We start from the raw sequence: 18,625 nt of genomic DNA on the forward strand, positions 1-18,625 counted from the left end.
GCATGCAACCAACGCCTCACTTTCCCCCGGGCAACCTGAGCCAGACTCAGCAAAACGGCAGCTCGGCTGAACCCGGTACCAAAGTACGCGCCGCGAATGCTTCAGCATCGGAGCAGGCCGGTCAGTCGCGTCCGGGAACGTTCAAACAGGCGATCGGCTGGATGCAGCGCCAGGGAACGTCGGCCGATCCCGAAACCCAGGGATCCACCGAGGAGACGACAACCGAGGGACTGTATCATCCGGTCGGTGGCGAGTCGCCCCTGCAAGATGCCATGCTCCCCCTGAATGCTACTGCGATGAGCCAAGGGAGCCCCCATGCCGCGGCATCAACAACCGTGTCATCAGCAACCCGCCTCGGCGGCCAGTCGATTGACCGGGCGACCTCACTGACCGCGCAACTCACCCGCGCAGAGCCGCACTTGGGTTCCGAGCAGCGCACGGCAGTCCTGCAGCCGGAAGGCACCGGCAAAATGACGTCGCTTTCTCCGATCCCTCAAGAGCTGTTCAACTTTCGGTCCGAAGGGCTAGCCCCGTCGCTGAGCGCCGCTGCCGGCGCTGAGCAGGCAGCTTCAACCCAGTCCCACCCGTCGACAGCACCTGCGGGCACCCGCGCCGTATGGGCAACCGTGCCGATGGATGCCGCGCCCGGCAAGTGGGGGGAGCAAATGCTTCAGGTGCTGCAAGATCGCGTGTATCTGCAAGCCAGTCAGCAGATGCAGGAGGCCCGTATCCGTCTTGATCCGCCGGATCTGGGCAAGCTGGACCTGGTGGTGCGCGTTGACGGTGATCGCCTGAACGTGCAGATCAACGCCAACCACAGTGCCGTGCGTGATGCCCTGGTTCAGGTATCGGATCGACTCCGGGCCGAGCTGGCGCAACAACAATTCGTCCATGTGGATGTCAATGTGGGCTCTGGCGAACAAGGCCGCGGCGAACAGGCACACACCCAACACGAAGAGGACCACTATCAGCCTGTGATCCACCAAGCCAGTGAGCCATCCACGACAACCATCACTGGCACCCCCGATGAACACTGGTTATCGACAACCGCTTAATAGGTTATATCCATGACAAAAAAGCAACTTTCCGTAATTATTGCTGTGATGATCCTGGTCAGTATCATCATTTCTGCCGCCACCTTTACCGGTGCCGTGCTGTACATGAAAAACAGTGACCCGAATGCCACGGATAGCATGTCACAGATGTTCTCTTTCAACAGCGAACCGAAACCCGCTCAACCGTCGTTTCACCAGCTAGAAAAGCTGGTCCTGAGCGTGAAAGGCCAACGTCAAACCCACTTCGTGATGTTGGAACTGGCAGTCGAAACCCGCTTTCCCGAGGAAATTCAGGAAATTGACAACTACATGCCGGTGGTTCGTAACTCGCTACTCAAGCTGTTCAGCAATAAAACCTACGAGCAGTTGCAGCAGGAGCGAACCATCGACAGTCTGCAGGAAGAAGTCAAAAACACCCTGCTGGACGCCTTTGCTGACACCCAGTTTGCGAAGCACATTGATGATGTGCTGTTCACCAAGTACGTGATCCAGTGAGGCCGCCATGCTTGATATGAATCCAGACGTTCACTACAACACGGCGCCGGTGTCGAGCACACCGGCCGCGCCTTATAATGAAGAACGGCTGATCCAAAAGCACCTGATCCTGGTGAAGCGCGTGGTCAACCAACTGCGCAGTCACACCAGCACCCATTGCAGCCTGGAAGATATGCAGCAAATCGGCCTGATCGGGTTACTGGAAGCGGCACGACGCTTTGATAATGTCGAGGATCCGAACTTTCCTTCCTTTGCAGTCTGCCGGATCCGCGGGGCGATTCTGGACGAGCTGCGTCGCCTGGACTGGCGCTCGCGTCAAACCCGACAGCAAGCGCATGAGCTGAACGACATTACCCGCGATTTGACCAAGCAACTGAAGCGACAGCCGAGCGAAAGTGAAATTATCGCCGCGCTGGGCACCGACAAGCACGACTACCAGCAGCGTCTGCATGCCTCCATGGCCAGCGAAATGCAGAGCCTGGATCAAATGCTTGAAGCCGGTGCTGATATGCCCGAGCCGCAACAAAGTGATTCGATCAACCATGAGCACACCCGCCGCACGTTAGAAGTGGCCCTGAGCAAACTGAAACCGCGTGAGCAGCTACTGCTCACCCTGTTTTACCAACACGATATGAACCTACACGAAATTGCACTGGTGCTGGAGCTGACGCCGCCACGGATCTGCCAGCTGCATAAACAAGCCCTGAAACAACTTAACCAATACTTGTCTGCTTAGGAGTCCTCATGCAAAAGCTTATCGGTGCACTGGTCATCATTCTCTGTGTCTTCGGAGGCTACCTCTGGGCAGGCGGCTTTCTGAAAGCGATCTGGCAGCCGGCAGAGATCCTGATCATCGCCGGTGCCGCCCTTGGCTCATTGATTGTCGGGAATCCGCCGCATGTGATCCGCGAACTTTGCACCCAACTGCGTTCGGTGCTTTCGGCCCCGAAAGATGAAAAAGAATTTCACCTGGAGTTGCTGGCCCTGATGCAAGCCCTGCTGGAAACCATCCGCACTGGTGGCTTCAAAGCCCTGGATAAACATATAGAAACACCAGAAGACAGTGAAATTTTCCAGCGCTACCCGAAAATCGCCCAGGATGAGCACATGATCGCGTTCATTACCGATAACTTCCGCCTGATGGCGATGGGACAAATGTCTCCCCATGAACTGGAAGGCCTGCTGGAGCAGGAAATCATGGCGATTGAAGACGACCTGCTGCTGCCATCCCGTTCGCTGCAACGGATGGCCGAAGCGCTGCCGGGATTCGGAATTCTGGCCGCGGTGATGGGGATCATTATCACCATGCAGGCAATTGACGGTGCGATTGCCCTGATCGGCTATTATGTGGCAGCCGCCCTGGTCGGGACCTTCCTCGGCATTTTCGGCTGTTACTGTATTTTCGATCCGCTCAGCAACGCTATGGCCCAACGCATCAAGCGCTACATCTCCGGGTTTGAGTGTATTCGCGCCATCATGGTCGCCAGCGCCGCCAAAAAGCCGACCCTACTGGCCATTGATGCAGGCCGGAAGCACATTCAGCTGGACATCAAACCGTCTTTCAATGAGATGGAAAAATGGCTGTCTGAGCAGGAGGCCTAATGGAGAATCATGTACCGGTCATCATCAAACGCTCAGCGCGCCGCCATCACGAAGAAAGCCATGGCGGTGCCTGGAAAGTTGCGTTTGCCGATTTTATGATTGCCATGATGGCGCTGTTTCTGGTGCTGTGGATCCTGCAGGTCTCGAACCAGGAAGAGCGGGAAGCTATCGTGTCTTATCTCAATAGTTCGAGCATCTTCGATCAAGGCTCTTCCGGGAATCCGTTCGATGCCTCCGCCGGCCTGTCACCGATCGATTTCGGCGGTGATGCGTCCGACCTCAGCTCCCATGATGCTGCCCAGACGATCACTTCGTTTTTCGACGGCAATGGTGATGGTGAAGAAAGTGATGCGATGATCCCGGGTCAGTTTGAGACCCAGGAGCAGCTCAGTGTGCTGGCGAGAGTCGTCGAGGAAATGGCCAAGCAGGTTTCGGCCCAGGGAAATGTGATGGTTGATGTGACCCCGCAAGGGTTGCGGATCATCCTGCAAGACGATTATAAGCAGAACATGTTCAGCCGCGGTGGCGACGAGCTGACGCCTTTCTTTGAGGATCTGCTGTTGGCAATTGCCCCGGTGTTTGAGCGGATCAGCAACCAGCTGATCATCAGCGGCCATACCGATTCAACTCAGTTCAAAAGCCGGTTTAGCGATACCTCGAACTGGGAGCTCTCAGCCTCGCGTGCCAATGTCGCCCGTCAAACCCTGATTGCCGGCGGGATGCCGGAGCAACGGGTACTGCAAGTCGCCGGGATGTCCGATCGGGCTCTGCTCAATACCGACGCGCCGCGTGCCAGCGAAAACCGCCGGATCGAGCTGTTTGTCCTCACCACCCCGGCAGCACAGGTACTTGATGCCCTGTTCGGCGGGGAAAGAAACAATGAACTGGATAAAGCTCAGCAGCAAGCCAAGTTCAACCAGCCGGTACTGCGCCGGGAACAGGCCGGGGCTGCAACAGGCGCAGACAGTTAAGTAAAACGGCATAATTGGGTGGTGATAGCAGTAACCCATAAATGCAAGATATTGCTATCATCACCGTCTGTTGATTGTCAGTGAAGACACGGATACCCATGCAACCTACGACAAGAATAAGAAAACCGGATAGCCTGCAGAAACTCTTTCTGTGGCTCATTATTTTCGATTACCTGCTCTTAACCATGTTCCTGGTCAAGCTCCACACGCTGCCTCTCAATACAGGCAGCGCTATCAGCTTATTGCTCGTCGTCTATAATACCCTGTTGGCTTTTCTCTGTTTTCGACGCGCCAGACGCCAGACGGATTATTACATTGTCTATCCGGTGATTTCAGCGACACTCCTGGCTTTCATCTGCTTCCTGTACTTCTTTTTCCTCCTGCCGTAACCCCGATCCGTTCAGGCCCCTTAAGCTCTGATCGGAGAAGTCCCGGAATATCGCGCGCAAGCGACTGAGCTCAAGCGCTCCCGGAACGACCCAGCGCTGGTTAATCAGGAGGGTCGGAGTCGACGAAATACCATATTCCTGCGCCAGCTGTTGATCCCGCCGGATTTCCTGATGCCGTCTCGGGTCGGCCACATCCCGGATAAACCGCTCCCGATCCAGCCCGATGGCGACCGCGACATCCACCAGCACATCCGGATCTGCGATATTTCGGTTCTCGCTCAAATGCGCATGGGTCACGGCATCAAAGTAATCCCAATAGATATCGCTCCCACCCTGTTGATGGGCCGCCTTACATGCCACCAGCCCCGGTGTCGAAATAGGATAATCAAAGCGCTGCTTGCGCATCCCGGCCACGTTGATCCGCTGCTGATCATCCGCTTTCGCACACTGCTCCCAATGCCCCAGAATAATCTGCTTGGCCTGCTTCACCGAGCCAAACTTTCGGATCTGATCGGCCCGGGTCGGCGACAAGGCGAATGCATGGTGATGCACGTCTAAATCAAACTCGGTGGCCAGCCGACGCAATCGTGGCGAGATGACATAACACCAACCGCAAATGACATCATGAAAAAAGTCGACGCGAATTTTCTGGCTCATGGCTGTTCTCCTGAATGTGATGGCCACCAGCTGAGCTCCGGCCCGGCCGGCACAATACCGTACGGGTTGAGATGCCGGTGTGAGACGTAGTAGTGCTGCTTCATGTATTCGATATCAATCGTCTGCCCGATGCGCTCAATGCTGATCAGATCCAGCATATAGCGATACAACCGGGTAAACGCACTAAGCGGTTGTCGATTGGCCTTAAAGTGAAGCGCATACACCGCTTCAAAACGCACCAGCGTGGGCAATAAAAACAGATCGGACAAGGTGATCCTGTCCCCGTGCAGGTAACGGCTTTCACCAAGTCGGCGATCCAGCTGCGCCAGGGCCGAAAACAGCGTGTCACTGGCCGCATCATAGGCTTGTTGATCCGTGGCAAATCCAACGTGATAGACCTTGCGGTTGACGTTCTGATGCAACCACAGATTCATCGCCTCGATCGCTTTGCATTGCTGCGCCGGCACCAATGCCACCGGGTACCTGGCGAGCGGCAACCAATCTGTGGCCAGCATCATCGCCAGTGCCGACGAGTCATTCCCCCGAATGGTGTGCGCCTGTTTGTCCCACAATACCGGTACGGTCACGCTCCCGGTGTACGTCGGCTTCGCCTGAAGGTAACGTTCGGCCAGATGGGACATGCCATCCAGCGGATCAGGATGCGCATCATCAAACTGCCAGCCGGCCTCAAACCGCTCAGCCGCCACCGAAGAGACCGTGATCGCTTCCTCTAATCCCAGATAGCGGATCACCAGATAGGGCCGGTGGGCAAACGGACAGGCGTAAGACATATACAGGTGATACCGCCCGGCCTCTGCGACGGTCGGCAGGGCGAACTGATCCTCAGCCACCAGATCGGCCGCCACTTTATCGGGATACCAGATCCCCTGCGCCATTACTGCCATGATTCATTCTCCTGCGCCGGTGAAATCGCCTGCTCAAATGCCGCAATCAGATCTGCCAGCGCCGCTTGTGTTTCCGCGTCAAACGCCCCCTCGCGGAACTTCTCCTGATAACTGCCCAGGCTGAAGGTGGCTTTGACGTCCCCGCCCCACCACGGCATCAGGGTTGCCATATGCTTGAGATTCGTCGCCCCGCCATTTTCCCCCGATGAAGTGCTGGCCAGCAGCACCGGCTTCTTCGACGCACCAAAGTAAGATTCACCCGGCTCGGCCACCCGGGAGAGCCAGTCAATCACATTTTTCAGAAACGCCGGCATCGCGCCATTGTGCTCTGGCGAAGCGATGATCAGAGCATCATGGGCGTGCATCATGGCTTTTAACTTCATGACATTGGCGGGAATGCCCTCGGCCTCCCGATCAAGTCCGTACATAGGTAATTCATAATCACGCAGATCCAGCACCGTGACTTCAGACTGGGTCACTTGTGCCGCCAGGGCATGGATCAAAGTGTTATGAATCGACTGGCTATGGTTACTGCCCGAGAACGCTAGGATTTTTTTCATCACGTATTCCTGTCTGTTAGTAAATTCGAGTTTTATGGTGAAACAGTTCACTCACGGTGAAGCGGTTCATGCACTGTGAAGCAATAAATTCATCCTAATTGACAGCCATTGGTAGATAAACAGCGCATCAGTTGCTATATAGTTCACTATAAGTAAACTATTAAACCGACATCCTCAGGGCAGCGGAGGCAACATGGATAAACTCAGAGCACTGACAGTGTTCAGAAGAGTGGTAGAGCTGGGCAGCTTTAAAGCTGCCGCGGAAGATCTGGCGCTGTCCAAAGCGGCAGTGAGCAAGAACATCAACGAGCTGGAAGATTACCTGAAAAGCCCGTTGATCAACCGCACCACCCGAAACATGCACATTACTGATCAAGGGCAGCACTATTACCACCGGGTATGCCATATTCTCGATGAGCTGGCCTCGGCCGATCTGTCGGTGATCGAGTCTTCCCACAACTTGAGCGGCTCGCTCAAGATCAGTGTCCCGATGTCGCTCGGTCTCCTTGAAATCAACCCGATCATCTGTGCGTTCATGCACCAGCACCCGGAGTTATCGATTGAAGTGGTGATGAACGATCAGTACGTGGATCTGATTGATCAGGGCATTGATATCGCGATCCGCGGCGGTGGTGAACTCAGCAGCTCCAGCCTGAAATCGCGTAAACTACTCGAGATGCAGCGTGTGTTGTGCGCCGCCCCGGATTATCTGGCCGCTGCACCGGATCTGCGCGAGCCCCGGGATCTGATCCAACATCAATGCTTAATCTACAGCTTCTCGTCCTCCGCCCGGCGCTGGTTGTTCACTCATGTCGTCGATACAACAGATGGCGCAGCGCAAGTGCAGGAAGTCGACCTGCCGCCCGGCCCCTATGTGGTCAATAACGGCATCGCCCTGAAGCAAGCTGCCTGCGCCGGCCATGGCATTTTATTGCTACCGAAATTGTTCGTGGATGAAGAGCTCAAATCCGGCCAACTGGTCACCCTACTGCCAGACTGGCAGGCTGAGACCCATTCCCTGTACGTGGTGTACCCTTACCACAAGGAGCAATCGCAAAAAGTCAGGGCTTTGATTGATTTCATGGCCGAACATTTTGCCAAACCGCAGCCCTAATCCGCGCGCCTGGGCTCTCCGGCCGCACTAGCAAGATCAGATGAGCGCACCCCGACCTTCGCCGCTGCGGAGTTTGTTCATATCAATCACACCCCATCAGGAGTCAGCAAGATGACGGAGACAAGTGTTTCACCAGCGCAAGGCCCATGGATGATTTACGGTGCCTATGGGTACACCGGCGCGCTGATTGCACGTGAAGCGGTCCGACAAGGCATGCGCCCGATTCTGGCCGGACGCGATCGCCAACAGACGGAAACCCTGGCGCAGGAACTCGGCTTACCGGCGACTGTATTCGGGCTGGATGATCTCGAAACCGCCGCAGTAAACATTGGAGACGCTGTCGCAGTGCTCAATTGTGCCGGGCCATTTTCGACCACCGCACACCCCATGATGGCAGCTTGTCTGAAAGCAGGTGCTCACTATCTCGATATTACCGGGGAAATCGCCGTCTTTGAGCTGGCGCAATCACTGAGCGAGCAAGCCCGGTCGGCAAATATTGTCCTTTGCCCGGGGGTCGGGTTCGACGTGATCCCGACCGACTGCGTGGCGGCAGCACTCAAGGCCGCCTTACCGGATGCCACGCATCTGGCGCTCGGGTTTGACTCCCGCTCCGGCTTTTCGCCCGGCACCGCCAAAACCTCGGTCGAAGGCTTAGCCCAGGGCGGAAAAGTCCGTCGGGAAGGACAGATTGTCCCGGTACCACTGGCCTACAAGGTCCGCCGGATCGACTTTGGCGATGGTGAAAAAGACGCGATGACGATCCCCTGGGGTGATGTCTCCACGGCGTACTACACCACGGGTATTCCGAACATTGAGGTGTACCTTCCGGGCTCTCCCGGGATGATCGCCAATGCGAAACGGGCCAATTATCTTCGCCCGCTGCTGGGACTTCGCTGGGTCCAGCGGCTAATCAAAGCCCGGATCAGCAAAACCGTGACAGGACCAGATGAAGCAACGCGTGCCCAAATGCCGACCTTTGTCTGGGGGGAAGTCACCAATGCCCGCGGTGAACGCAAAACCGCCCGCATTCAAACCGCAAACGGCTACAGCCTCACAGTCTCGGGCGCACTGGCAGTCATGGGGCATGTACTGGAAAACCCACCCGCAGGCGGTACCTATACCCCGTCACAACTCGTCGGGGCCGATCTCATTACCCAGCTTCCGGGCTCAGGTGAGCTTCAGATCACATCATAAGCATGCAGCTGCAAACGACATTGCCCGGAAGCGTCGGCCACCATCAACCCACGCAGCCCTGACTTGTAATGGATTTGCTCCCAACGCGCTTCGCCCCCGTATTCTGGGGCGAGCGTAGCCGGGTGCGAATATAATCAGCGCCCAGGCGCCGATTTGGGCGTTGTCAATTGCAGCACGACAGTGGAGACAATCGAAAGAAGGATCCCGGGATAGACAGCAACCGGGATTGCTTTTCCTTCCAACAACAGCATCAACACCGCGACAAAGACCGGACTTAAATAGATATAGGCCATCACTTTTGCCGGTCCCAGAACCACGGTGGTTTTGTGGATGATAAAGGTCGAGACCAGGGTGGCAAAGAAAGCGAGATAGAGCATATGACCGGTCAGCCTGGCATCAAACCGAGCCCAGTCCAGCGGCTGCTCCAACACCAACAGCGCCAGTGCCATCCAAAGCGCGCCGCCGACCAGGGTACAAAAGACAGTCACCACGCTGTCTTCTCCCCGGTGAAACAGTTTCATCGACAGCCAAAAACAGACCATCGACACGCATCCGAGCAGAAATAGTCCATCGCCCTGGTTGAGATCCAGGCTCAGTAAGGTTGCCAGATCGCCACGCACCACGACCCAGCAGGTCCCCACGGCCCCGATCAAATAGACTCCCAGTCGCTGCAACGAGATGGTTTCTTTGAACAGCAACACACTCGCCATCGCCGTCATAAACGGAACCAGGGTATATAACGTGCCGGTATTTAAAGCTGTGGTGGTTTCCAGTCCTTTAAACATGCAGATAAAAAAGATCGCAAAGAACAGACTCATCACCAAACTTCTTGGAAAGACCCGTATCGCCATCCGGATCCGCGGCTTGGCCAGCAGAATATAAGGCAGTAAGACCAGGGCCGCCAGCAAGAACCGGAGCAACGTCAGGGAAAACGGATTCATCACGCCGGAGAGCTGCGCCGAAGAGAGGAAAGAACCAGCCACCAGCGCGGTAACCAATACAGAGAGTAAGTGATATTTCAGGGTGTTCATGTCCAGCCTTCCTGTGTCAGGGATCCAATGGGTGCATCACAACACCGGCACTTTATCAACCCCGGGCTGTAGATAAACACAGGTTGGGTAACTTCACTATTTACCAAAACAAAACAATCAAAGGCAAAAAAGTAACTCCCTTCCGAAATATGACCAAAATAGTGAACCAACAGTGAACAATCTATTCACCTGAACCCTGTTTATCCCCGTCCGCACCGCCTCTACACTGATTCGTGAACTCACAATTCAACTTTTTACGAACGCGGAGAGCAAACAATGAACAAATGGATCAATCTGGTACTTGCCGGCATGCTGGCTGCCTTACCCATCACTGAGAGCGTGGCGAAAACAGGATCGACCGAAGGGCAACTGACCCTGTCATACAGTGATGGCCGGGCAGCCTCACATGGCCTGCAGGAAGTCAACAAGGTGCTGAAAACCGTTGGGGTGCGGGTCAGCCAGACAAGCATTCCGAGCGATGCGGCACCGCTGCTGAAAGTCTCTGAGCAGCGAGCTCTGAACAGTGCAGAATCGAGCCAGTTAATCTCGCTGTTCCACCTGCACCGGGGCGAGCTGTTAGATCAAATCAAACTGGCAGGCCGTGAGCCGGAAGCCCATCGCGGTGGATTCCTGTCGACGTTGGAGATCGGTGTCGCCCCTTACCCGAAAGTCTATGACATGAAAGCCATGAGCCCGGAAGTGATGCATTACTTGCAGGAAAAATTCGGCAAACTCCACGTCAACAGCGCCGATAATGGCGTCGGCATCGACGAAGTCATGACCATTGTCTCAGGCGGGCCATGGACCTGGTTTTTCGTCCTGCCGGATAACGTGATCGGGAAACTGACGTTGGGTGAAGTGTCCTACCCGGGTCATGCATGGCGGATCAGCTACCCGGGTCTGGTGCCTCATGGCGGGTTCCTGGATGCCCCCCACGGATTGGTGGTGGCCTTCGCACACGGACCGGAACACTTTGTGATGCGTTACGAAGAGCCCAGCGTGATGGGAACCGAAGTCCTCGGCACCAACAGCTGGATCGACTTCAGCGGCGAAGTCCCGCAACTGCTGGACTAAACCCTGAACGAAGCGTCGTCCCCCGTTTTTCAACGGTTGGCTTTAACAGATGACATTCGTCATGAAATCCGATTCACAGGCCCCTTCACCGGCGCCTGTGAATCGCCCGTCGTGGCATGACAGCGACATCGCGCCGTTACGACCGCTCGTTCTCGGTGACGAAACGCAGCGCTGCATCGACATCGAGATAATTCGGCAGTTGCTGATGATGCTCAACGCGGTTGCCGATAATCACCAGGTTCACGCCCAGTGCCAGACAGGCATTCACATCCCACTGCGCATCGCCAAAATAAGTCAGTGCTCCCTCACCCACCTCGCCGACCTGACGTCTGGCAATCTTCATGATCTCGGTCCTGGCGTGGTGATCATTCGAGGAGGAAAGCTGTAGCCGACTGGTATCAAATCCGGCAGACTGCAACTTGAGCAGCGCCGTCTCTCCCCATCCGCCGGTCGCCAGGGAGACCGTAAACAGGTCGCTGTCGAGCAGTTGCGTCATGAACTTCCGTGCCCCTGCGATTTCGCGAACCGGGTTGTCGCTGATATGTTGTTTGATATTGCGGATGAACACGGCTTTCACCTGCTGCTCCAAGCTGGCCAAATCATATTGGGGTAATTGGCGTTCAATCAATGTCATCAAAATACCGCGATCGGTCGCATGAGGATAACGCTCCCAGTTGCTGTTCACCGACAAGCCGGTCACTTCCTTGATTGCCGCAACAAAGCAATCACTATCGAACTGATACGACTCAATTAACGTACCGTCGATATCAAACATCACATAATGCATGCATTTCCTCTCCCTTGTCCCACGGAATGATCTCCCGTGACTGTTCTGGTTGATCCCAGAGAAACCAAACCATGTTCCCTTTTGCCAGAGACCACGGTAACCTGAAACACGCGAAAGGAAAACAGCCTCTATTCATTTGAAAACAAATACATGGAGAGTTCATCATGTTCAACGGTCTTTGTGCATTTCCCCTCACGCCACTCAATCAACACGGGGTTGATGAAGCGGCTTTCATTCGACTGATCGAGCGCCTGGTCGCTGCCGAAGTTGATTCTATCTGCGTCCTCGGCTCCACCGGGAACTACGCCTATCTCAGCCGCGCCGAGCGGGCACAGGTGATCCAATTGGCCGTGCAGCATGCCGGACACATTCCGGTAATGGCCGGGATCAGCGCCTTGGCGACGAGAGATGTACTGGATCTGGCACAAGATGCCCAGCAGGCTGGGGCCGACGCGGTCCTGCTGGCACCGATGTCATATCAGAAGCTCACCGCGGATGAAGTGTTCGGCCTGTATGAAACCGTGGCTCACGCCCTGTCGATACCCCTGTGCGTCTACGACAATCCGGGAACGACGCAGTTTGAATTCAGCGACGAACTACACGGCCGGATCGCGCAACTGCCGAATGTCGCCGCCATCAAGATCCCGCCGGTGCCGGCCGCTCCCGAAGCCGCCAAAGCCCGGGTCGATCGCCTGCGCGCGTTGGTCCCGCCTCACGTCAGCCTGGGGATCAGCGGTGATGTCTGTGCCGCCACCGGGATCGCTGCCGGGTGCGAGACCTGGTACTCCGTCATCGGCGGGCTATTCCCGCACACCGCCTTGACCATCACCCGCGCCGCCCAAAACGGAGACACCCAGACAACCGCCGAACTGTCCGCACAACTGGAAGGCCTCTGGGCGCTGTTTCGCCAGTACGGCAGCCTGCGAGTTGTCGCCACGGCCGCCGAAATTCTGGCCCTGGCCGATTCGCCTTGCTTGCCGGCACCATTACAGGCATTGGAAGGACGCGCTCGGCAACAACTGGTTATGGTTCTGGAATCCCTATCACTGGAATAAGCTGCTGGCTGTTCCAGACAGAAAACAACCAATGTTGACACTGAGGTTACAAAACCGGGGCAAAAGCCGCTAAGATTGCAGCACTTTTTTCTGCCACACCTCCGGTATAGGTCCTGCGTGGATTTACATATGTTGTTTCCTCTGCGTTTCTTCACGCACCAACGCTGCTGTCGCCTGGCCGCCTTATTGCTGTTGCCGGCTTCAGCGACGGCAGCCAGCGTGCAGGAGAACTGGCAGCAGTTTTACCACCAGGCCTGGCAGGCCGCAGAGATGAAAGTCCCCCAAGCTGCGCTGAGTACATACCCCAAAGCCCTGCTGCACAGCGATATCCGCTATCCGGATTTTAATCACTTCAGCTGGCCGGAGATCCAGCGGCTATGGCAGGTCCGAACCCAATGCCGGCCGAGCGCGACCGAACTGTCACCAGCCCTGGCGGCCGCACAGGCCTTTGAGCTGGCCCTGTGCCGTCACCAGCCGCTCAGCGAGTCCTGGTTTCGCAGTCACGCCGTCCGGCACCCGGCCGGGGGCAGTTACGCCGAGCGGTATGTCGAACATTTCCGGGCCCGGTTTGCCGACCAACCGCTTCCCCGCGATTTAGCCGAACGCCTGACGCTGAATCATCCGCGCCATCCGCTCTATCCGGTCCTGAAAACACTCAGTGAACCCGGTCGGGATGCCTTGCTGGACGGCTATCGGGCCTATCTCGATCAGAACGAGCTTTGGCTGAGTGGAGAAAGCGGCTGGAAGTCTCTGCCCGCAGCACGCTGGCAACCCCTGGCACAACAGTTTCATCTGGTGATCAGCGATGGGGCGCAACACTGCAGCTTTCGCTACAGCAACTTGTGTCTCAGCGAACCAACCCGCCAGACACGCGCTGCACAAATCGCTCTGGCCGTCACCGTTGCGCTCTTGCTGTTGACACTCGGCTACGGCGGCTACCAGCGCCATCAGCAAAAGAAGGAAAGGCGCTTTATCCTGCAGTTGCTCACCCATGAGCTGCGGACCCCGATCACCAGCCTGGGACTGACGGTGGAGATGTTCCGGACTAAATTCGATGTGCTCCCTCCGGTCGCGCAGCAAGCCCTGTGGCGACTGATATCCGATCACCAACGGCTGACCCAACTGACCGAGGCCAGCAAAGATTATCTCAGTACCCGAGCCAGCCGGCCGTTACAGCGTCAACCGGCCGATCTTCAAGACTGGCTGGCACATATTGGTGAAAAGCATCCGGTGACGGTTCAGTGTCATCCAGCGCAAGATCCAACGCTGGCACTTGAGCTGGCGCTGCCCTATTACTGGCTGACCCTGTGCGTCGATAATCTGATCCGCAATGCCCGCCAGCACGGTCAGGGCAACATCACGCTTGATGTCTCCGTCTCGGAGCAACCACGCATCCTGTGCATTATCATTGGCGATCAGGGGGACTTCCCGTCCGGGTTACAACGCTTCTATCAACGCATCAAACAGACAATCAGGCCGGTGCAACGCCTGGAAAACATGGGGATCGGACTGGATATTGTTGCCCGGCTGATGAAACAGATGGGCGGCCGGTTGCTCCTGCGCCGTCACCCGACACGCTGCATTCTGGAGTTACCCTTGTGAGCCACATTTTATTGGTTGAGGATGATCCCTTGATTGGTGAAGGTCTGACGTACTTTCTGAAGGCCCGGGGGTACACCTGTACCTGGCAGCAGACAAGCGATCAGGTTGGACCGCACTGGTACCAGGCCGATTTGGTGATCCTGGATCGGCAACTGGCCGACGGTGACAGCTTGCGCCACCTTCCCCACTGGCTGACCTTGAAGGCGGTGCCGGTGATCATTCTGACCGCGAAAGTTGACGTCGAACAACGGGTTGAAGGCCTGATGGCCGGTGCCAAAGATTACGTGATGAAACCCTTCGCCCATGATGAACTGCTGGCCCGGGTGATCGCCCAGCTGCGTCCGCTCGGCGAAAGCCGGCTCAGTTACCGGGGGATCAATATCGAGCTGGCTCAACGCAGGGTCATTTATGACGGGGAAAACATCCTTTTGAAGCCAAAAGAGTTTCAATTACTGCTGCTCTTAGTCCAGCATCAAGGACGGGTGTTTCACCGGGACGAGCTGCTGAATAAAGTGTGGGGGTATCAGGCATTTCCCACCACCCGCACGGTGGACAATCATATTCTCCGGTTACGGCAAAAGCTGCCGGACTTAGCCATTGAAACCTTGCGCGGGGTAGGCTACCGGCTGGTGGGACAATCATGAAACGCAAGATAAAGGTTTGGGCTGCAACCCTGACACTGCTGACTTCAGTATCCGGTGTCAGCGCCAAAGAAGCCGACTGGTTTGTCGACTCCCTGCTTCAGGCCACGTACACGGCATTAGCACAGAACCAACCGCTGCTGGCCTGGCAAGAGCTGCAACTTGCGCTCCATCCGCCGCAGCTTTCCCAACTGTCTCGTTTGAAGGCAGCAGCGACGCCACGACCAGCGAGCCTGAAACCTCCGGCCCCCCGGCACTGGTTGCCGGTCAAGGCCGTCATCCTGAGCCAAACCGATTGCGGACGGCAGCTCCATCAGGGGCCTGCACTGCCCGCACGTTTGCAGGTGGATTTCATCAGTAAATCCGGCGCTTCCGATCTGGGTTATCAAATCAAGCTGGCGGCAGAGTCGGTCAACCAGACCATGACAATCCGACTGCTTGGCCCCGGCAACAAGACGCTGCTCAGCGCCCGCTTTTCACCCCAGGCACAGTACGCGGAGGCGGAAAGTGAGGAGTTCCTTACCCCGCCTGCGCCTGGCCTGTATCAACTGGTGATCAACGACCATCCCTATCCGCTGATCATTGCGGGACTCAGTGACAACCCCTGGCTTCAACTGGAAAACACCGCCTCGCCACGACTCAAACTGGATCTGCCGCCAAGCCAACGCGGCTGCGCACCGGCGTTCGCCCACTGGCAGTGGTTTGACGATCAATACAATCTGGTTGGTCCGCGTCAGCCCGTCATCGCCAGTGGAGCTGAACCAATCGCCGAACTGCCCGCAACCATCCTACCGAAGGCCGTTCGGCTCAGCGCCGCCGTCAGCCAGTACGAATATCAGTCCGGGATCAAAGTGGCTTACATCCAGCGGATCGCGCTGCCCTTTCCTGCCTGGCAGCAGAACGCAGCCAATTCGGCCAACGTCAGATAGGCGCACGGTGAAATAGAGACATTCGGGTGACAAATCGGGCGGGAGTTTGCGGCTTAATCGCAGACCTGTTTCCTAGATTCATAAACATGAAGTCATAAACATTGACTCATAAACATTGACTCATGGGCATGAACCATAGGCCAACCCCTGGAGAACCTGATGTCCCTTTTTATCCCGGCGCTGCAACGCGGCGTCTTCCTTTCACTGCTGCTTGCCGCGGTTGCAGGCAGCACCCAAGCGGCTGAAATTACCCTCTCTGGCGGCGATCAAGCCGTCACGCTTGATCCACAAACCCTGAGTATCCGCTGGGGCGATGTGCAGGTTAATCAAGCTGCACTGCGCATCGACGGCAAGCCCCAGAGCGTCACCGCACTACATCAAAACGCGACACATCAAGCCAGTTGGACCCTGATGCCGGCCAAGATCCGGGTCAGCGCCTCGCTGGATCAGGCGTTGTCGCTCACCTTTACCATTGATGACACCGTGACCATTGCGCGCAATCACCCCGTCACGCTGGCGTGGTTCGATCTGCCGCATCAGGCGACCCGTACCCTTTATCTGCCATTCAGTGAAGGGATGCGGGTGCCGACCGACCACCCGGTTTGGGCGAAATATCTGCAACAGCACCATTCCGGTGCGAACACCACCCAGGATTTGAAGATGCCGTTCTGGACCGCCGAGCAGGCTGATACCTTTGTCAGCTATCATTTGGTCACGGCCACCAGCAACCTGTTGACCTTTACCGAGGCCGCAGGCGCTCTGCCTGGCTTGAATGCAAGTGCTGGCGTCGGTGCTAAGGCGAGTGCTCAAGACGGGAAACCACAGCTGGATATGCAAGCCAACCATCAGTTCACGGCACTAAACCGCGATCAGGCCTTTGTGGTCCGGATCAGCCTGGGCAAGGATCCGCTTTCCGGTGCCAGACAATATCGCCAGTGGCGAGCTGAGCATCATCAGGCGCAGCCGCTGGCGGCCAAGCTACAGCGTAACCCGGCGCTGAAAAAACTCATCGGCGCCAGTCAGGTCTACCTGTTCGGCAAGGATGTGCTGGCCGAACAGGACGTCAAAGACTGGTGGGGACTGAAAAACTGGCTGACAACCCACCCGGAATTGCCACTCAGCAAAGCAGCCAGGCAAGAACTCGGCAGCCTGAAACAGGGACAGGACTGGCTAAACCGCTATCACAAGCAATTGCTGGTCGACAGTCTCAACGCCGCGCTGAACCAGTTGTTTCCGGCCGAGCCCGTGCAGCTCGACAACAACACCATTGAATCCCAGTTCAATGCCGCCCAACTGCGTAAATTGTGGCTCAGCAACCAGGCCGGACAATTCCTGACGCCCCCTGACCGCTGGGGACAAGGGCTGGCAAGTTCGATGATCACCAACCTGCAAGCCGCCGGGCTGAGCAAGCTCTGGCTCGGCCTGGATAACTGGATGCCGGCTTTCTATCAGCCGCAAGTGGTCGAACAGGCCAAATCCGCCGGGTATCTGGTAGGCACTTATGACTCTTATAATACGGCGATCCCGGCCGGGCTCAATGACGGCTGGCTGACGGCACAATTGCCGGATGAAATGCGGATCGGCTGCGCCATCGAACAAGCCGACGGGACGACAAAGAAAGGGTTTCGCGGCCATGGCTTTTACCTCAACCCGAACTGCCGGCGCGGTTATGTCGAACAGCGGATCCGCGATATTGCGCACTATGGCCGTTTCGACAGCCTGTTTCTGGATGTCGATGCCACCGCCATGGCACGGGAAGATTACCGTGATGGCACCAGTGAGCAGCAGATGCTACAGGCCTTCAACGACCGCATGCAGTGGATCGCAGATTCAACATCCATGATCCTCGGCTCAGAAGACGGCAATAGTTTAACCACCCGGGGCATTGCGTTCGCCCACGGGCTGGAAACCGTCGGTTTTGGCTGGAGCGATCCGGACATGAAAAACAACCGCCGATCGCCTTACTTTTTAGGTCGCTGGTATCCCGAGCACCGGCCTGAGTTTTTCTTCCAGCCGGCGAAAGTCAAGGCGCCCTATCAAACCCTGCTGTTTGCCCCGCAGTTCCGGGTTCCGCTGTATCAGGCGGTGTTTCATGATGAGGTGATCAACAGCCACCACTGGCATTCTGACAGTCTGAAGTTCAGCAATGTCCGGTCCGAGCGGGATCTGATCGGTATGCTCTATAACACCCCCGCGATGGTGCACCTGAGTCGGGAAGATGCCAGCTCGCCGCACAGCCCCCGCATCAAAGCGCTGAAGCATTACCAGGACGGCTATCTCCCGCTCCATCGCGCGCTGTGGGATCAACCCTTGGTTGACTTTCGCTGGCTGGACAATGAGGGCTGGCTGCAGCAAACCACTTTCGGTGACGGCAGCCGGGTGATCGCCAATTTTTCCGGGCAAGTCCGGCATGATCAACAGCTGGCGCTGCCACCGCAATCAATCATCGCGCTCCTGAGTGACGGGACCGTATTTCGCTGGCAGTCACAGCCAGCATCCTAGCCCAATCAAGAAAAAAGCCGACACGATGTCGGCTTTTCCCTTGGGATTTTCGCAACATTTGG

General features: G+C 56.6%; 19 protein-coding genes. 14 read left to right on the top strand and 5 right to left on the bottom strand.

Going from position 1 to position 18,625, the window contains the following annotated elements:
- The first annotated feature begins 2 nt into the window (after window positions 1-2).
- The 6 genes from NH461_RS21855 to NH461_RS21880 all read left to right on the top strand — a co-directional run bounded on the left by NH461_RS21855 (window position 3) and on the right by NH461_RS21880 (window position 4,512).
- Complete coding sequence (locus NH461_RS21855; protein ID WP_261603070.1) at window positions 3-1,055, top strand: flagellar hook-length control protein FliK; 1,053 nt, start codon at window positions 3-5, stop codon at window positions 1,053-1,055.
- A gap of 12 nt (window positions 1,056-1,067) precedes the next feature.
- Window positions 1,068-1,550 carry a flagellar basal body-associated protein FliL gene (fliL, locus tag NH461_RS21860; RefSeq protein WP_261603071.1) on the top strand — a complete coding sequence of 161 codons (483 nt, stop codon included), beginning with the start codon at window positions 1,068-1,070 and terminating at the stop codon, window positions 1,548-1,550.
- Window positions 1,551-1,557: 7 nt separating this feature from the next.
- Window positions 1,558-2,286 carry a FliA/WhiG family RNA polymerase sigma factor gene (locus tag NH461_RS21865; protein ID WP_261603072.1) on the top strand — a complete coding sequence of 243 codons (729 nt, stop codon included), beginning with the start codon at window positions 1,558-1,560 and terminating at the stop codon, window positions 2,284-2,286.
- A gap of 8 nt (window positions 2,287-2,294) precedes the next feature.
- Window positions 2,295-3,152: a flagellar motor stator protein MotA gene (gene motA / locus NH461_RS21870; RefSeq protein ID WP_261603073.1), complete on the top strand. Its 858-nt coding sequence runs from the start codon at window positions 2,295-2,297 to the stop codon at window positions 3,150-3,152.
- The gene (locus NH461_RS21875; protein WP_261603074.1) at window positions 3,152-4,123 is read left to right on the top strand and encodes a flagellar motor protein MotB; all 972 of its coding nucleotides are present in this window, start codon (window positions 3,152-3,154) and stop codon (window positions 4,121-4,123) included. Before motA ends, NH461_RS21875 begins: the two co-directional genes overlap by 1 nt.
- 98 nt (window positions 4,124-4,221) lie before the next feature.
- Window positions 4,222-4,512: a hypothetical protein gene (locus tag NH461_RS21880; RefSeq protein WP_261603075.1), complete on the top strand. Its 291-nt coding sequence runs from the start codon at window positions 4,222-4,224 to the stop codon at window positions 4,510-4,512.
- On the opposite strand, the gene NH461_RS21885 is transcribed toward NH461_RS21880, so the two are convergent.
- From NH461_RS21885 to NH461_RS21895, 3 genes are read right to left on the bottom strand one after another with little or no spacing between them, the layout of a single operon-like run.
- Window positions 4,456-5,169: a DsbA family protein gene (locus tag NH461_RS21885; protein WP_261603076.1), complete on the bottom strand. Its 714-nt coding sequence runs from the start codon at window positions 5,167-5,169 to the stop codon at window positions 4,456-4,458. The genes NH461_RS21880 and NH461_RS21885 overlap by 57 nt on opposite strands.
- On the bottom strand, window positions 5,166-6,074 hold the full coding sequence (locus tag NH461_RS21890) for a glutathione S-transferase C-terminal domain-containing protein (RefSeq protein ID WP_261603077.1): 909 nt from the start codon (window positions 6,072-6,074) through the stop codon (window positions 5,166-5,168). The genes NH461_RS21885 and NH461_RS21890 overlap by 4 nt, the downstream gene beginning before the upstream one ends.
- Window positions 6,065-6,634 carry an NADPH-dependent FMN reductase gene (locus NH461_RS21895; protein ID WP_261603078.1) on the bottom strand — a complete coding sequence of 190 codons (570 nt, stop codon included), beginning with the start codon at window positions 6,632-6,634 and terminating at the stop codon, window positions 6,065-6,067. The genes NH461_RS21890 and NH461_RS21895 overlap by 10 nt, the downstream gene beginning before the upstream one ends.
- A 193-nt stretch (window positions 6,635-6,827) precedes the next feature.
- Between NH461_RS21895 and NH461_RS21900 the strand changes: the two genes are divergently transcribed.
- Together NH461_RS21900 and NH461_RS21905 are read left to right on the top strand one after the other, a co-directional pair.
- Entirely contained in the window at window positions 6,828-7,748 is a 921-nt protein-coding gene (locus NH461_RS21900) for a LysR family transcriptional regulator (RefSeq protein WP_261603079.1), read from the top strand.
- Between the two features lie 111 nt (window positions 7,749-7,859).
- Entirely contained in the window at window positions 7,860-8,942 is a 1,083-nt protein-coding gene (locus NH461_RS21905) for a saccharopine dehydrogenase family protein (protein ID WP_261603080.1), read from the top strand.
- 134 nt (window positions 8,943-9,076) lie between these two features.
- Here NH461_RS21905 and NH461_RS21910 read toward each other — a convergent pair whose 3' ends face one another.
- Window positions 9,077-9,973 carry a DMT family transporter gene (locus tag NH461_RS21910; RefSeq protein WP_261603081.1) on the bottom strand — a complete coding sequence of 299 codons (897 nt, stop codon included), beginning with the start codon at window positions 9,971-9,973 and terminating at the stop codon, window positions 9,077-9,079.
- A 276-nt stretch (window positions 9,974-10,249) separates the two neighbouring features.
- On the opposite strand from NH461_RS21910, the gene NH461_RS21915 reads away from it, so the two are divergent.
- Window positions 10,250-11,047, top strand: coding sequence for a hypothetical protein (locus tag NH461_RS21915; RefSeq protein WP_261603082.1), 798 nt, complete (start codon window positions 10,250-10,252; stop codon window positions 11,045-11,047).
- Between the two features lie 136 nt (window positions 11,048-11,183).
- On the opposite strand, the gene NH461_RS21920 is transcribed toward NH461_RS21915, so the two are convergent.
- Entirely contained in the window at window positions 11,184-11,834 is a 651-nt protein-coding gene (locus NH461_RS21920) for an HAD family hydrolase (protein ID WP_261603083.1), read from the bottom strand.
- Window positions 11,835-11,998: 164 nt separating this feature from the next.
- Between NH461_RS21920 and NH461_RS21925 the strand changes: the two genes are divergently transcribed.
- The 5 genes from NH461_RS21925 (at window position 11,999) to NH461_RS21945 (ending at window position 18,563) form a co-directional block, all read left to right on the top strand.
- Window positions 11,999-12,889 (top strand): dihydrodipicolinate synthase family protein, encoded by an 891-nt coding sequence (locus NH461_RS21925; protein ID WP_261603084.1) that lies wholly within the window; start codon window positions 11,999-12,001, stop codon window positions 12,887-12,889.
- A gap of 129 nt (window positions 12,890-13,018) precedes the next feature.
- Window positions 13,019-14,491: a sensor histidine kinase gene (locus NH461_RS21930; protein WP_261603085.1), complete on the top strand. Its 1,473-nt coding sequence runs from the start codon at window positions 13,019-13,021 to the stop codon at window positions 14,489-14,491.
- The gene (locus tag NH461_RS21935; protein ID WP_261603086.1) at window positions 14,488-15,135 is read left to right on the top strand and encodes a response regulator transcription factor; all 648 of its coding nucleotides are present in this window, start codon (window positions 14,488-14,490) and stop codon (window positions 15,133-15,135) included. The genes NH461_RS21930 and NH461_RS21935 overlap by 4 nt, the downstream gene beginning before the upstream one ends.
- Window positions 15,132-16,061: a DUF2861 family protein gene (locus NH461_RS21940; RefSeq protein ID WP_261603087.1), complete on the top strand. Its 930-nt coding sequence runs from the start codon at window positions 15,132-15,134 to the stop codon at window positions 16,059-16,061. Before NH461_RS21935 ends, NH461_RS21940 begins: the two co-directional genes overlap by 4 nt.
- A gap of 159 nt (window positions 16,062-16,220) precedes the next feature.
- Entirely contained in the window at window positions 16,221-18,563 is a 2,343-nt protein-coding gene (locus NH461_RS21945) for a glycoside hydrolase (RefSeq protein WP_261603088.1), read from the top strand.
- Window positions 18,564-18,625: the final 62 nt, after the last annotated feature.

It is taken from the genome of Photobacterium sp. TY1-4 (genome assembly GCF_025398175.1).
In the GTDB taxonomy this organism is placed as follows: domain Bacteria; phylum Pseudomonadota; class Gammaproteobacteria; order Enterobacterales; family Vibrionaceae; genus Photobacterium.